We start from the raw sequence: 13,950 nt of genomic DNA, 5'->3' as shown, positions 1-13,950 counted from the left end.
TGGTTGCCTGCGAGGCGCTATGAACCTTTGCGCTCACCTGGCAGTCGCAGCAAAAGAAGACCACGGGACCGCCTGCATGAAGTGCGCTTTCGCCTTGCTGCCCTGCCTGTTCATGGCCGCCGCCCTGGCGGCGCAGGACACGTTGCGCATCAAGCACCTGCAACGCTGTGACGATTTGCTGGGCACAGGCCCGCAACTGTGGTGCCTGCGCACCCAAGGCCTGGGGCCGGGCACGCCGGCGGTCTGGCTCGGCGATACGCAACTGCCTGGTGCGAGCATCGAGCGCCAGGGCGACATGCTGAAACTGAAACTCGACGCCTCCCGGCAGCGCAGTGCTCCGCTCTGGATCGAATCCGCCGGCCAGAAAAGCAACCCCGTCTGGCTCACTCGCCAGCGCAGCCATGTGGTCGCTGCCGGCCCGCACGAAGTGGCGAAGAACATGGACGGCCTGACCACCTACCTCGACCTGGTCAGCCTGCTGATCGAGGAAAAGCACGATGGCGAGCGGCAGGCCCGGCGTATCGCCGACAAGTACGGTGCCCAGGTGGTGGGTGCCATTCCCCCGCTGAACGTCTACCAGCTGCGTTTGCCGGTGCGCGACCTGGTGCAGCGCGATGCCATGATCCTGCGCATGGGCAGCGAAACCAGTGTCGATGCCGTGATCATCGAGGAGTCCGCCCCTGAGCGGGGCGAGGAGGGTGGCGGGCGCAGCGCCGGGGCGCTCAGCCAGGCGGACGAGTGGGCAGCCAACCGATTCATGGATGCACTCTATTACTACCAGCGGCGAGTTCCCGCGGCGTCGCTGCCGGTCAAGCCCGTACGCATTGGCGTGATCGAGCGCGAGGTGGATTTCGACGCGCCGGCCTTCGCCGGCTACCGCGGCCCCTGCGCGCCAGGGCGGACCTGCCTCTACGCGCGCGATGGCGAGCGCGCCGAAAGCCATGGCAGCCATGTCGCCGGCATCCTCGCCGCCCAGGGCGAAGGCGTGCAGGGTGGCTTCCTGCCCGGCCTCGGCAAGCCTAGCCCAGGGTTCGAGGTAATCGTCGAGCGCAACGCGGACGCAGGCGTCACGGCCAACATCGCCGCCTCGGTCAACCTGGTGGAGGATGGTGCCCGGGTGCTGAACTGGAGTTGGGGCATCCACCGGGTCGGCACGAAGGATGTCGCGGGCGACGAGGTGGATTCGCTGGTGCGCTCAGGGCTGGCCATGAGTGGCTACGAGGAGCTGCTGGAAGAGTTCTTTCTCTGGCTGCGCGCCCGCCACCCGGACGTGGTGGTGGTCAACTCGGCGGGCAACGGCGCCTCGTGGTCCGGTACCGACGAGTACCGCCTGCCGTCGTCGTTTATCACCGAGCAGTTGCTGGTGGTCGGCGGTCACCAGCGCAGCGACCAGGACGTCCCGGTCGAGGATCCTGCCCATGTGCGCAAGCGCCGCAGCTCCAATATCGACATGCGCGTGGATGTCAGCGCCGCTGCCTGCCTGCGTGCGGCGCAGGCGCGCAAGGCCCATTGCGGCACCTCCTACGCCACGCCGCTGGTGACGGCCACGGTGGCGGCGATGCTGTCGATCAACCCGGACCTGACGCCGGAGCAACTACGCATGTTGCTGCGACGCAGTGCCCTGACCCTGGGAACGGATCAGGATTTCGAAGCCATGGATGCCGAAGACCTGACCGCGCCGATCTTGCCTTCGGAGCGCAACGGCCGGCTCAACCACCCCGACCTGGGTCGTTCGGCGCGGCTGGACATGCAGCGCGCCCTGGATCTGGCGGTGCAGAGCCGCGAACGGGTGCGTTGAGTGGTGTTGCGGTGGCCGCTGTCGGACAAATTCCGTAACATCCCGACCCGCGATTTTCTCGCTTGGGCAGCGGGCCCGACTCCTGGACTGGAATGGGCCGCGTTTGCGTTCGCCATACCACAGGATACCCATGAAACCCGCCAGACTCCGTGCCGACGTGCTCGCCGGCCTCACCACCTCCTTCGCCCTGGTGCCCGAGTGCATCGCCTTTGCCTTGGTGGCGCACCTGAACCCGCTCATGGGCCTGTACGGTGCCTTCATCATCTGCACCCTGACCGCCCTGTTCGGCGGCCGCCCCGGCATGATCTCCGGCGCTGCTGGCTCCATGGCGGTGGTGATCGTCGCCCTGGTGGTGCAGCACGGCGCCCAGTACCTGCTGGCCACGGTGCTGTTGGGCGGGGGGCTGATGATCCTGTTCGGTGCGCTGCGCCTGGGCAAGTTGGTGCGTCTGGTGCCGTACCCGGTGATGCTCGGCTTCGTCAACGGCCTGGCCATCGTCATCGCCCTGGCCCAGTTGGAGCACTTCAAGCAGGGCGAGCAATGGCTCAGTGGCACGCCTTTGTACCTGATGATCGGCCTGGTGGCCTTGACCATGCTGGTGGTCTACGTCCTGCCGAAGCTGACTCGCGCCGTCCCGCCGGCGCTGATCGCCATCCTCGGCGTGGGCCTGCTGGTCTATCTGCTCGGCCTGCCGACCCGCACCCTCGGCGACATGGCGCATATCGCCGGTGGCCTGCCGCAGTTGGCATTGCCGGACGTGCCGTGGAACCTGGAGACCCTCAGGATCATCGCTCCCTACGCCCTGCTGATGGCCATGGTTGGTCTGCTGGAAACCCTGCTGACCCTCAACCTCACCGACGAGGTCACCGAGAGCCGTGGCTACCCCGACCGCGAGTGCGTGGCGCTGGGTGCGGCGAACATGGTCTCGGGCCTGTGCGGCGGCATGGGCGGCTGCGCGATGATCGGGCAGACCATGATCAACCTGAGTTCCAATGGCCGTGGCCGGCTGTCGGGCGTGGTGGCCGGGGTGATGATCCTGCTGTTCGTGTTGTTCCTGTCGCCGCTGATCGAGCGTATTCCGCTGGCGGCGCTGGTGGGCGTGATGTTCGTGGTGGCCCAGCAGACCTTCGCCTGGGCCTCGCTGCGGGTGCTGCACAAGGTGCCGGCGAGCGACGTGCTGGCGATCGTCGCGGTGACCGTGGTCACGGTGTTCACCGACCTGGCCACCGCCGTGCTGTTCGGTATCGTCATCGCCGCGGTCAACTTCGCCTGGCAACATGCCCGCGAGCTGTATGCCGAAAGCCACGAGGACGGTGAGGGCGGCAAGGTCTACCAGGTGCACGGCACGCTGTTCTTCGCCTCGACCACGCCGTTTCTCAACCAGTTCGATCCGGCGGGGGACCCGGCCAGCGTGACCCTGGATTGCAAGCACCTGAGTGTCGTCGACTACTCGGCGATCGCTGCACTGAAGACCCTGCGCGAGCGCTATGCCAAGGCGGGCAAGCACCTGCGGGTAGTGCACCTGTCGGAGCGCTGCCGGACGTTGCTCAGGCGGGCAGGGGAGCAGCACTGACGTTTCAGGGGCCGCTTCGCGCCCCATCGCCGGCAAGCCGGCTCCCACAGCTTGGCGCCGGCCTCAAGAGCAACTGCACAGAGGGCGAAAGGGCCAGCGACGGTCCTGAGCAAACCACATCATTTACGGTCGACTCGAACCCTGTGGGAGCCGGCTTGCCGGCGATGGGCTGCGAAGCAGCCCCAAAGGCGCCACAGCCCTACAGGCTCACTCTCCGCGACTCTTCTTGACGATCGCCTCGGCGATGCTCGCCGGCGCCTCGGCATATTTGGTGAACTCCATCGAGTAGCTGGCCCGCCCCTGGGTCATCGAGCGCATGTCGGTGGAGTAGCCGAACATCTCGCCCAACGGCACCTCGGCGCGGATCACCTTGCCGGCAGGGCTGTCCTCCGAGCCCTGGATCATGCCGCGCCGGCGGCTCAGGTCGCCCATGATGTCGCCCAGGTACTCTTCGGGGGTGACCACCTCGACCTTCATCACCGGCTCCAGCAGCACCGCACCGCCTTTCTGCGCCAGCTGCTTGGTGGCCATGGACGCCGCGATCTTGTAGGCCATCTCGTTGGAGTCGACGTCGTGGTAGGAGCCGTCGTACACCGCCGCCTTCAGGCCGATCAGCGGGTAGCCGGCCAGCACGCCGTTCTGCATCTGTTCCTCGATGCCCTTCTGGATCGCCGGGATGTACTCGCGCGGTACCACGCCGCCGACGATCTCGTTGACGAACTCCAGGCCCTCCTTGCCTTCCTCGCCAGGGGCGAAACGGATCCAGCAATGGCCATACTGGCCACGCCCGCCGGACTGGCGGACGAAGCGGCCCTCGATCTCGCAGGTGTTGCGGATCTTCTCGCGGTAGGCCACCTGGGGCTTGCCGATATTGGCCTCGACATTGAACTCGCGGCGCATGCGGTCGACGATGATGTCCAAGTGCAGCTCGCCCATGCCGGAAATGATCGTCTGGCCGGTCTCCTCGTCGGTCTTGACGCGGAACGACGGGTCTTCCTGGGCGAGCTTGCCCAGAGCGATGCCCATCTTCTCCTGGTCGGCCTTGGTCTTGGGCTCCACCGCCACGGAAATCACCGGGTCGGGGAAGTCCATGCGTTCGAGGATGATCGGCTTGTTCATGTCGCACAGGGTATCGCCGGTGGTGACATCCTTCATGCCGATCAGGGCCGCGATGTCGCCGGCGCAGACGTTCTTGATCTCGGCGCGCTGGTTGGCGTGCATCTGCACCATGCGCCCGACCCGTTCCTTCTTGCCCTTGACCGAGTTGAGCACCGCATCGCCGGAGCTGAGCACGCCGGAGTAGACCCGGGCGAAGGTCAGGGTGCCGACGAAGGGGTCGGTGGCGATCTTGAAGGCCAGCGCCGAGAACGGCTCGTTGTCGTCGGCATGACGCTCCAGGTGCTTGTTCTCGTCGTCCGGGTCGACCCCTTTGATCGCCGGGATCTCGGTGGGGGCGGGCAGGTAGTCGATCACCGCGTCGAGCATCAGCGGCACGCCCTTGTTCTTGAACGACGAACCGAGGATGGTCGGTACGATCTCGTTGGCCAGGGTGCGCTGGCGCAGGCCGGCCTTGATCTCCTCGATGCTCAGCTCCTCGCCTTCGAGGAACTTCATCGTCAGCTCGTCGTTGGCCTCGGCAGCGGCCTCGACCATGTGCGCGCGCCACTCCTCGGCCAGGGCGCGCAGCTCGTCAGGGATCTCTTCCTCGCGGTAGCTGGTGCCCTGGTCGGCGTCGTTCCAGTAGATGGCCTTCATCTTCACCAGGTCGATCTGCCCGGCGAAGTGCTCCTCGCTGCCGATGGCCAGCTGGATCGGCACCGGATGGTGGCCCAGGCGCTGGTCGATCTGGCGGACCACGCGCAGGAAGTCGGCGCCCTGGCGGTCCATCTTGTTGATGTAGGCCAGGCGCGGCACGTGGTACTTGTTGGCCTGGCGCCAGACCGTCTCGGATTGCGGCTCGACCCCGTCGGCGCCGCTGAACACCACCACCGCGCCGTCGAGCACGCGTAGCGAGCGCTCCACCTCGATGGTGAAATCGACGTGGCCAGGGGTGTCGATGATATTGAAGCGGTACCTGTCGGCGAACTGCTTGGCCGAGCCCTGCCAGAACGCCGTGGTGGCCGCCGAGGTGATGGTGATGCCGCGCTCCTGCTCCTGGGCCATCCAGTCCATGGTGGCGGCGCCATCATGCACCTCGCCCATCTTGTGGTTGACCCCGGTGTAGAACAGGATGCGTTCGGTGGTGGTGGTCTTGCCGGCATCGACGTGGGCGACGATGCCGATGTTGCGGTACAGCTCGATGGGGGTTGTGCGGGCCATGGTCAGTCACCTGCGGGTGAGCGGATTCTCCCAAGGTAGCAGACCGGGAGAATCCTGCCGTTCCGCCGGGCGGGCGCGCTTGACTCAGTCGGCCAGGGCCTGCAGTTGCCAGTGGCCGTCGGCCTCGCGGGCCAGGCCGCTGGCCGGCAGCAGGGCCAGCAGGCGTTCATGCAGGGCCGCCTCGGTGAAGGACTTGACGGTGGCCAGGTCCAGTTCGCCGGCCAGGGGCAACTCGCGCTTGGTGTACGACAGCCAGGCCTTCTTCAGGGCCAGCAGTACGTCGCTGGCGGCGGTGTTGGCGAAGCGGCGGTGCAGCGGGCGGCCGTCCAGTTCGAAGGTATGGCGGTGGCTGTAGCCGCTTTCGTCGCCCCCAGTCTCGCCACAGCGGTGACAGCGGCAGGGGCCGTCGCCGAAGGCGTTGCGCAGGTAGGCGTTGAAGTCCACGACGGGCTTGAGGGACAGGCGTTTGTCGACCTCGAACAGGTCGGCGATCAGGGGTTCTTCGGCGCTCACTCGGGATCCTCGTGTGGTGTGGCGTGCATCGGCAGGCACCCTAACAGATCGGGGCGCGGGAGACCATGTGACGGGCAGGCGCGATGATCGTCGGTAGTACCGGCCCATTCGCGGGCAAGCCCGCTCCCACAAGGTGCGGTGGCCACCACGAATGATGCGGCTTGCAGGGCCGTGTGGGAGCGGGCTTGCCCGCGAAGAAGCCGGTAGAGACAACGGCTGGCCGCTGCCGTACCCTACGCATCCCGGTGCCCAGGCGCCCCCTTTTCGATGAGGCAACCCGATTGAGCAAGTACCCCTATATCGCCACCGTGACCGTCAGCAGCGAAACCCGCGGAGGCGAGGCCGAGGCGGTCGAGAACCCGGCCGTGCGCGTGGGCCTGGAAGCGGTGAGCGAAACGCTCAAGAAGGTGCACTTCGTCGGCACCCTGGCGGCGCCCGACAATGCCACTCACATCTGCGTGACCCTGGAGAACGGCCTGACCTACTACGGCCCGATCGTCAACGGCCACGCCGAACTCGAAGGCGGCTGGATCGCCTTCGAGTCCGACATGCTCACCCCGCAGGAATTGGGTCTCTAACGGCTTCAGCCCAACTCCGCCAGGCACTGCCCGAGGATATCCAGGCCTTCCTCGAGCACCTCGGGCTCGATGGTCAGCGGCGCCAGCAGGCGGATGATGTGCCGCGCCTTGCCGCTGGGCATCAGCAGCAGGCCCTTGCCGCGTGCCGCTTCCAGTACCTTGGCCAGCAGTGCCGGCGCCGGGCTGCCATCGGCATTGACCAGCTCGATGCCGCGCATGGCCCCGGTGCCGGTCAGGCGACCCAGCGCGGCCATCGATCCGCACGCCTTCCAGCGTGCGTAGTGCGCGACGATCGCCTGTTCCTGGCGTTCGCCCCAGGTGGCGATGTTCGCGTCGCTCATCTGCGCCAGGCTGGCCAGCGCCGCCGCGCAGGCGATCGGGTTGCCCGAATAGGTACCGCCCAGGCCGCCCTTGGGCAGTGCGTCCATCAGGTGCTTGCGACCGACCACCGCGCCCAGCGGCATGCCGCCGGCGATGCTCTTGGCCAGCAACAGCAGGTCTGGCTCGATCCCCAGGCGGGGGAAGGCGAAGCGCTGGCCGGTGCGGCCGAAGCCGGATTGGATCTCGTCGATGATGACCAGGATCCCATGCGCGTCGCAGAAGCGCCGCAGTGCCTGGGCGAAGGCCGGGTCCAGGGCGAGGAAGCCGCCTTCGCCCTGCACCGGTTCGAAGATGAAGGCGGCCACGTCCTCGACCGCCAGCTCGACGCTGAACAGCCGCTCCATGGCCTTGAGGGCCTGCTCGCAGGTCACCCCGGTGTCGGCGCTGGGGTAGGGCAGGTGGTAGACCGGGCCGGGCAAATCGCCGACCCGCTGCTTGTACGGCGCGACCTTGCCGTTGAGGTTCAGGGTGGCCAGGGTGCGGCCATGGAAGCCGCCGTCGAAGGCGACGATGGCGCGCTTGCCGGTGGCGCCACGGGCCACCTTCAGTGCGTTCTCTGCCGCCTCCGCGCCGCTGTTGGTGAGCATGCCCGCCAGTGGGTAGCCGACCGGCACGAACTGGCGCAGACGTTCCATCAGTTCCAGGTACGGGCCATGGGGGGCGGCGTTGAAGGCGTAGTGGGTCAGGCGCGCGGCCTGGGCCTGGATCGCCTCGACCACGGCGGGGTTGCAATGGCCCAGGTTGAGTACGCCGATGCCGCCGACGAAGTCGATGTAGCGCTTGCCGTCGGTATCCCAGACTTCGGCATTGCGGCCATGGGAAAGTGTAATGGGATGAACGATGGCGATAGACTGACTGATACTTTCCGGGTTCATGTGCACGCGGCTCTTTGTTCAAGTTTCTTATTATCGAAGCGTGCCGCGACAGTATTGCGCAAACGAATTATTCGATTACGGTCATTCCACTGATTCTTGATGTGGTGAGGTTCATCGCTGGCCCCAGCTCAATCCCCCTCGGCCACCCGCTTCAGGATCCACTGCACGAACGCCCGGACTTTCGGCACCTCGGCCGCATGCTCGGCATGGGCGACGAAGTGCTTGCCATTGCTCGGCACCGGATGGTCCCAGGCCACCACCAACTTGCCTTCGGCCAGCTCCTCGGCCACCAGGTAGCGGGGGATCAGGGCGATGCCGCAACCGGCGATGGCCGCGCGGATGCACAGGTAGAAGGTGTCGAAGCGGGGCCCGTGGTAGCTGTTCTGGCTGTGCAGGCCCAGGCCCAGGAACCATTCGTGCCAGGCCTCCGGCCGCGAGGCGCACTGCAACAGGCGATGCTCGGTGAGGGCTTCGGCACTGTCGAAGCGGTATTGCTGGCGCAGCTGTGGCGCGCACACCGGTACCACCTCCTCGCTGAACAGCTCGATGCAGGTCGCCCCGGGCCAGGTGCCCTGGCCGAAGAAGAAGGCGATGTCGGCCTTGGCCTGCACCAGGTCGAAAGGCTCCAGCTCGTTGCGGATATCCAGGTGGATGCGCGGATGACGCTCGCCGAACCCCTTGAGCCTGGGCACCAGCCAGCGGGCGCCGAAGGTCGGCTGGGTGGCGATGCGCAGCACCTCGGTCTCGTCGCCGTAGCTGAGGATGTAGCGGCTGGAGATGTCGATCTGGGTGAGGATCTTGTTCACCTCGGTCAGGTACAGGGCCCCGGCCGGGGTCAGGTGCAGGCGCCGCCGGATGCGCTGGAACAACGGGTGCGAAAGCATGTCCTCGAGCTGCGCCACCTGCTTGCTGACCGCGCTCTGGGTCAGGTGCAGTTCCTGCGCCGCACGGGTGAAGCTCAGGTGGCGGGCAGCGGCTTCGAAGCACTGCAGGGCGGTGGTCGAGGGCATCAGGCGTTTGGACATGAAGGGCGCTACCGAGCAAAAAAGGAAGAAGTTCATTCCGATATGGAATCATGTGTTTCGAAAAGGTCGTTTGTTGACCCCGTCCTAAAAGATTAATACTGACCTGCATCAATGATGACAACCGTTGTTCGATGCAGGAGAAAACAACATGACCGTCGAACTTTCCAGATATACCGCTCCCTTGTAGGCACGCGGCACACCCGCATCTACAGGGCAGCGTGAAGCCCCAGAACAACAAGAAACAGCAGCAAAAACCTACAAGAATCTGCTCCGACCTTTCAGCCGCCCCTTGCGGCGGCCGACCCATTCGAGGGTTCCCCATGGCTTCGCTACAACACAAGAAACAGCGTTCGCTGCAACACGGCCTGACGTCGCGCCAGGTTTCCATGATTTCCATCGCCGGCATCATCGGCGCCGGCCTGTTCATCGGCTCCTCCAACGCCATTGCCACCGCCGGCCCGGCCATCCTCATTTCCTATGCCATGACCGGCCTGCTGGTGCTGCTGGTGATGCGCATGCTCGGCGAAATGGCCATCGCCAACCCCAACAGCGGCTCGTTCTCCACCTACGCCGCCGAGGCCATCGGCCCCTGGGCGGGCTTTACCATCGGCTGGTTGTACTGGTGGTTCTGGGTGCTGATCATCCCGGTCGAGGCCATCGCCGGTGCCGACATCCTCCACGCCTACTTCCCGGCTGTGCCGTCCTGGCTGTTCGCCTTTCTGATCATGGTCGTGCTGTCGGGTACCAACCTGATCAGCGTGAAGAACTTCGGGGCCTTCGAGTATTGGTTCGCCCTGGTCAAGGTGGTCGCCATCCTGGCCTTCATCGGCATCTGCAGCATGGCCGTGTTCGGCGTCTGGCCGTTGGCCGAGAGGTCCGGGGTCAGCCAGCTGTGGGCCAACGGCGGCTTCATGCCCAACGGTTTCGGCACGGTCCTGGGCGGCGTATTGATCACCATCTTCTCGTTCTTCGGCGCCGAGATCGTCACCATCGCCGCCGACGAGACGGCCAACCCCAAGGAGAAGATCCGCCGCGCCACCAACCTGGTGGTGTACCGCATCGCCATCTTCTACCTGGCGTCGATCTTCCTGGTGGTCTCGCTGGTGGCTTGGAACGACCCCGGCCTGAAGGCGGTCGGTTCCTTCCAGCGGGTGCTGGAGGTGCTCAACGTGCCGGGGGCCAAGCTGCTGGTCGACCTGGTGGTGCTGGTGGCGGTCACCAGCTGCATGAACTCCGGGCTCTATACCGCCTCACGCATGCTTTACTCCCTGGGCGCCCGCGGTGAAGCGCCGGCCATGATCCGGCGTATCTCCGGCAACGGCGTGCCGACCATCGCCGTGGCCCTGTCGACCCTGGCGGGCTTCGCTGGCTGCTTCGTCAACTATGTGTTCCCCGGCAAGGTCTTCGGCTTCTTGCTGTCCACCACCGGTGCCATCGCCTTGCTGGTGTACCTGGTGATCGCCGTGTCGCAACTGCGCATGCGTGCCCGCGCCGATCGCGATGGCACCCAACTGGCGCTGAAGATGTGGTTGTTTCCCTGGCTCACCTGGTTGGTGATCGGCACCATCGTCATGGTCCTGGGCTACATGCTGTTCAGCGATGCGTACCGCTACGAGACCTTGATGACCGCCGGGGTGACCTTGTTCATCCTGCTGATCTCGCTGACCCGGCGCCGCACGGGGGCGGCGGCCACCCAGGCGGTCTGAGCCTGACGCGGGGCTGCTGTGCAGCCCACAGGGCTTTTCCGTTGGCGCCAGCGGGGCAGGGCGCTACCATCGGCGACGGCATTTCTTCCCATTCCAACAAGCACAGGAAGCTTATGAACGCACACGCCCTTTCCATCCAGGAGCTGGCCGCCCCCGAAGGCACCTGCTATGGCTGCGGCTGCTCCCACCCCAGCGGCCTGCACGTCAAGAGCCATTGGGACGCCGACGGTATCCACCTGGTGTGCCGTCACGCTCCCGACGGCAGCTTCGTCGGCTGGCCTGGGCTGGTCTATGGCGGCCTGCTGGCCATGCTGGTCGACTGCCATTCCAACTGGACCGCCATGGCCTACCACTACCGTGCCGAAGGCCGCGAGCCGGGCAGCCTGCCGCGCATCGATTGCGTCACCGGCACGCTCAGCCTGACCTACCTCAAGCCCACCCCCATGGGCGTCGAGTTGCTGCTCAAGGCACGGGTGGAAGGCGAAGTAGGGCGCAAGAGCCGGGTGATCTGCGAGGTGTGGGCCGGCGATGTGCTGACCGTCAGCGCCGACTCGGTGTTCGTCCGCGTCGATACCGAGAAGCTCAAGCTCAAGGCCCACGGGCAGGCTTGAATGGCCCCGTTGGCCTCGGGCCAGGGCACGCAAGCCTGGCAGCAGGGGAGCCATTCGTTACCCGGGCGTGATTTCGGCCGGTGAACGCCCTAGGCTGGTAAGGACAGGATGCTGCAGGAGAAGACGATGATTCGTTGCAAGCGTGTCTATGAGCCAGCCGAAGCGAGCGATGGCCAGCGGGTATTGGTCGACCGCCTGTGGCCACGCAACAAGCGCAAGGACGACCTGCACGGGGAGTGGCTGCGCGAGGTGGCGCCGTCCAACGAACTGCGCAAGGCGTTCCACCACGGCGAGGTGGATTTCGCCGGGTTCACCCAGCGCTACCAGCAGGAGCTGGCCGCCCATCCCGAGCATTGGTATCCGTTGCTGGACCTGGCGGGCAAGGGCGACCTGACCCTGCTGTATGCCGGCAAGGACACCGAGCACAACAATGCCCGTGTGCTGGCCGACTGGCTGGAGGACGAGCTGGACCGGCGCGGGCCGGGCAGTTCGCCGGTGTGCTATGCCCCTTAGGGCCGTTGCCGGCCTTGGCGCCGCGTGGCATGCCGAGGGAGACATGCCATGCCCCTTCGCTTGAGCCCTGCCAGCGACACCCACCTGAGCTTCGCCCGCGACCTTACCCGCCGGGCCATGCTGCCTTATTACCGGGAATTCGACCTGCTGTGGATCGAGGAAGCCTTCGATGAGGCCTGGACCTGGCGCGAACAGTGGCTGGTCATGGACGGCGACGAGCTCTTGGGGTTCTGCAGCCTCAGCCAGGATCGCCAGGCGCTGTTCATCCGCGAATTGCACCTGCTGCCCACGCACCGTGGGCGCGGGGTCGGCAGTTGGGTGTTGGAGACACTGGCCGGCTGGGCAGCGCAGCGGCAGTTGCCGTTATTGCGCCTGATGGTGTTCAAAACCAACCCGGCACGGCAGTTGTACCGGCGCCGGGGCTTCATCGAGATGGGCGAGGACGAGTGCTTCGTGCGCATGCAGCGTGCGATCGACTGAGGGAATGCCGACAGGCCTGTGGAAGCGGGCAAGCCCGCTCCCGAACCCCGTCAGCCAACCGTTCTCTGCGCAGTCACGTTCTACTCAATGAGTCACGTGGTGTTCTATCGTCCCTCACGGCCAGCGCACCCGCGCGGTGCCGCCCTGGCGTACCGTGGCCTCCAGGAGCCTGGCCTGCAACGGCAGCAGGTCGCCGATCAACAGGTTCTGCAGCAGCGGCTTGCCATCGAAACTGTTGCCGCCCAGCGCCACCTCGCGCACCCCTTCGACCCGCACCACCGCCTTGCCGACCTGGCCCAGGCGATTGCCGCTGAGCAGCAGCGGGCCGGGCAGGGGAGTGGCGTTGCGCAGGCTGACGGCATACTCCGGGGTATTGCCGATACGGTTGCCCACCAACGCCAGGGCGCCGACGTCGCTGGCATCCACGGCGGTGCCTTGGCTGCTGGCCAGCAGGTTGTCGTCGATCAGCAAGGGGGCTGCCGAGGTCGGCGCGAGGTTGCGCAACTGGATGCCATTGCCGCGGCTGTCGCCGATACGGTTGCTCGCCAGCAGCACCGCGCCCTGTTGTTCGCTGATCTCGATGGCGGCCTTGCCGGCGCCGAGGATCAGGTTGTCTTCCAGCAGGGCGCGGGTCTGCCCGCGCAGGCGTACGCCACTGTTGTTGTCGATGCCGCGCAACTGGTTGCCGCGAAGGCTCAGCTGGCTGTCGCGAACGTCGATGGCGTATTGCTGGGACTGTTCGAACTGGCTGGTGCTGATGGTCGCCTGGCTGTGTTGCAGCTCCACGGCGGTGGACAGCTCGCTGAACCGGCTGTCGCGGATCAGCACGGTCGCCAGGCGGCTGCCAGCAGGCTGCTGGGGGCTCAGCGCGGTGGTCAGTCCACGGGACAGGTTGGCGTTGTAGCCCAGGCGCCTGAGCGTCGAGCCGATCACCTGGGTGTGGCTGCCGGCCCAGGCTACCACGAACGGTCGCCAGGCACGGTCGGTATTGCCTGGCTTGTCGCCCGCCACGCTTTCCAGGCTCGACTGGTTCAGCCCCAGCCAGCCCTGGTTGATCAGCGCCGTGCCAGAAAAACTGTAGAGGTACAGGCTGGTTCCTTCGAGCACCAGGCCTGCGTCGGGACCGATCAGCAGCGGGTAGCTGAGCAGGTAGCCGTCCTTGTAGCGGCGCAGGATGCGCGGGTTGGCGAGGGCGTCGTTCAACTGCGCCAGGGTGATGCTGCCACCGCGCAGCATCACCACCTGCGGGTGGTGCGCCTGGTAGCCCGCGATGGCACGGAACAAGCCATTGTTGACGAACGGCTCGAAGGGCCAACTGCCGGCCTGGGACGAGAACATCGGTTGCAGGCTGACGCTGGCACGGCCAGCCGGGCGCGGCCGCTCGGCCTGGGCGAAGGTCACCGCCTGGCGCGCTTGCTGGCGCAGGGTCAGCACCTGCCGTTGGTGTTCCTCCGGCGTCAGGGCATCCACCGTCTGGTTGACCGGCAACGCCTGGCTACCGGCCTGGGCGGTGCCGGCCAGCAGCAGGGCAGCCAGGCAGGTGAGGGAAAAGCGGGCGAGGAGGGCCATGGTTACGTC

Annotated in this window: 12 protein-coding genes; 7 read left to right on the top strand and 5 right to left on the bottom strand. The window is 66.2% G+C overall.

Features of this window, described 5'->3' with window-relative positions; translation table 11 throughout:
- Nucleotides 1-76: 76 nt before the first annotated feature.
- Both ACDI39_RS07515 and ACDI39_RS07510 read left to right on the top strand, forming a co-directional pair.
- The gene (locus ACDI39_RS07515) at nucleotides 77-1,798 is read left to right on the top strand and encodes a S8/S53 family peptidase (protein ID WP_253081364.1); all 1,722 of its coding nucleotides are present in this window, start codon (nucleotides 77-79) and stop codon (nucleotides 1,796-1,798) included.
- Nucleotides 1,799-1,928: 130 nt separating this feature from the next.
- Nucleotides 1,929-3,371, top strand: coding sequence for a SulP family inorganic anion transporter (locus ACDI39_RS07510; RefSeq protein WP_225788443.1), 1,443 nt, complete (start codon nucleotides 1,929-1,931; stop codon nucleotides 3,369-3,371).
- A 207-nt stretch (nucleotides 3,372-3,578) separates the two neighbouring features.
- On the opposite strand, the gene fusA is transcribed toward ACDI39_RS07510, so the two are convergent.
- A complete protein-coding gene (fusA, locus tag ACDI39_RS07505) occupies nucleotides 3,579-5,690 on the bottom strand; it encodes an elongation factor G (RefSeq protein WP_368815309.1) in 2,112 nt (703 codons plus the stop codon).
- Nucleotides 5,691-5,774: 84 nt separating this feature from the next.
- Entirely contained in the window at nucleotides 5,775-6,203 is a 429-nt protein-coding gene (locus ACDI39_RS07500) for a hypothetical protein (RefSeq protein ID WP_225788441.1), read from the bottom strand.
- Between the two features lie 281 nt (nucleotides 6,204-6,484).
- On the opposite strand from ACDI39_RS07500, the gene ACDI39_RS07495 reads away from it, so the two are divergent.
- Complete coding sequence (locus tag ACDI39_RS07495) at nucleotides 6,485-6,781, top strand: hypothetical protein (protein WP_225788440.1); 297 nt, start codon at nucleotides 6,485-6,487, stop codon at nucleotides 6,779-6,781.
- Nucleotides 6,782-6,786: 5 nt separating this feature from the next.
- On the opposite strand, the gene ACDI39_RS07490 is transcribed toward ACDI39_RS07495, so the two are convergent.
- Together ACDI39_RS07490 and gcvA are read right to left on the bottom strand one after the other, a co-directional pair.
- Nucleotides 6,787-8,037, bottom strand: a complete 1,251-nt coding sequence (locus tag ACDI39_RS07490; RefSeq protein WP_253091164.1) for a 2-aminoadipate transaminase — start codon at nucleotides 8,035-8,037, stop codon at nucleotides 6,787-6,789.
- A 128-nt stretch (nucleotides 8,038-8,165) separates the two neighbouring features.
- Nucleotides 8,166-9,062: a transcriptional regulator GcvA gene (gcvA, locus tag ACDI39_RS07485; RefSeq protein WP_486538203.1), complete on the bottom strand. Its 897-nt coding sequence runs from the start codon at nucleotides 9,060-9,062 to the stop codon at nucleotides 8,166-8,168.
- Nucleotides 9,063-9,382: 320 nt separating this feature from the next.
- Between gcvA and ACDI39_RS07480 the strand changes: the two genes are divergently transcribed.
- The 4 genes from ACDI39_RS07480 (at nucleotide 9,383) to ACDI39_RS07465 (ending at nucleotide 12,372) form a co-directional block, all read left to right on the top strand.
- Nucleotides 9,383-10,768 carry an amino acid permease gene (locus tag ACDI39_RS07480; RefSeq protein WP_225788437.1) on the top strand — a complete coding sequence of 462 codons (1,386 nt, stop codon included), beginning with the start codon at nucleotides 9,383-9,385 and terminating at the stop codon, nucleotides 10,766-10,768.
- Nucleotides 10,769-10,881: 113 nt separating this feature from the next.
- Nucleotides 10,882-11,379: a PaaI family thioesterase gene (locus ACDI39_RS07475; protein ID WP_225788436.1), complete on the top strand. Its 498-nt coding sequence runs from the start codon at nucleotides 10,882-10,884 to the stop codon at nucleotides 11,377-11,379.
- Nucleotides 11,380-11,505: 126 nt separating this feature from the next.
- Entirely contained in the window at nucleotides 11,506-11,892 is a 387-nt protein-coding gene (locus ACDI39_RS07470) for a DUF488 domain-containing protein (RefSeq protein ID WP_225788435.1), read from the top strand.
- A 48-nt stretch (nucleotides 11,893-11,940) separates the two neighbouring features.
- Nucleotides 11,941-12,372: a GNAT family N-acetyltransferase gene (locus ACDI39_RS07465; protein ID WP_225788434.1), complete on the top strand. Its 432-nt coding sequence runs from the start codon at nucleotides 11,941-11,943 to the stop codon at nucleotides 12,370-12,372.
- 114 nt (nucleotides 12,373-12,486) lie between these two features.
- Here the strand turns inward: ACDI39_RS07465 and ACDI39_RS07460 are convergent, their stop codons facing one another.
- On the bottom strand, nucleotides 12,487-13,941 hold the full coding sequence (locus ACDI39_RS07460; RefSeq protein ID WP_253080458.1) for a right-handed parallel beta-helix repeat-containing protein: 1,455 nt from the start codon (nucleotides 13,939-13,941) through the stop codon (nucleotides 12,487-12,489).
- Nucleotides 13,942-13,950: the final 9 nt, after the last annotated feature.

The organism is Pseudomonas sp. Tun-23181, assembly GCF_057415455.1.
This window is presented reverse-complemented; position numbering and strand designations above follow the sequence as displayed.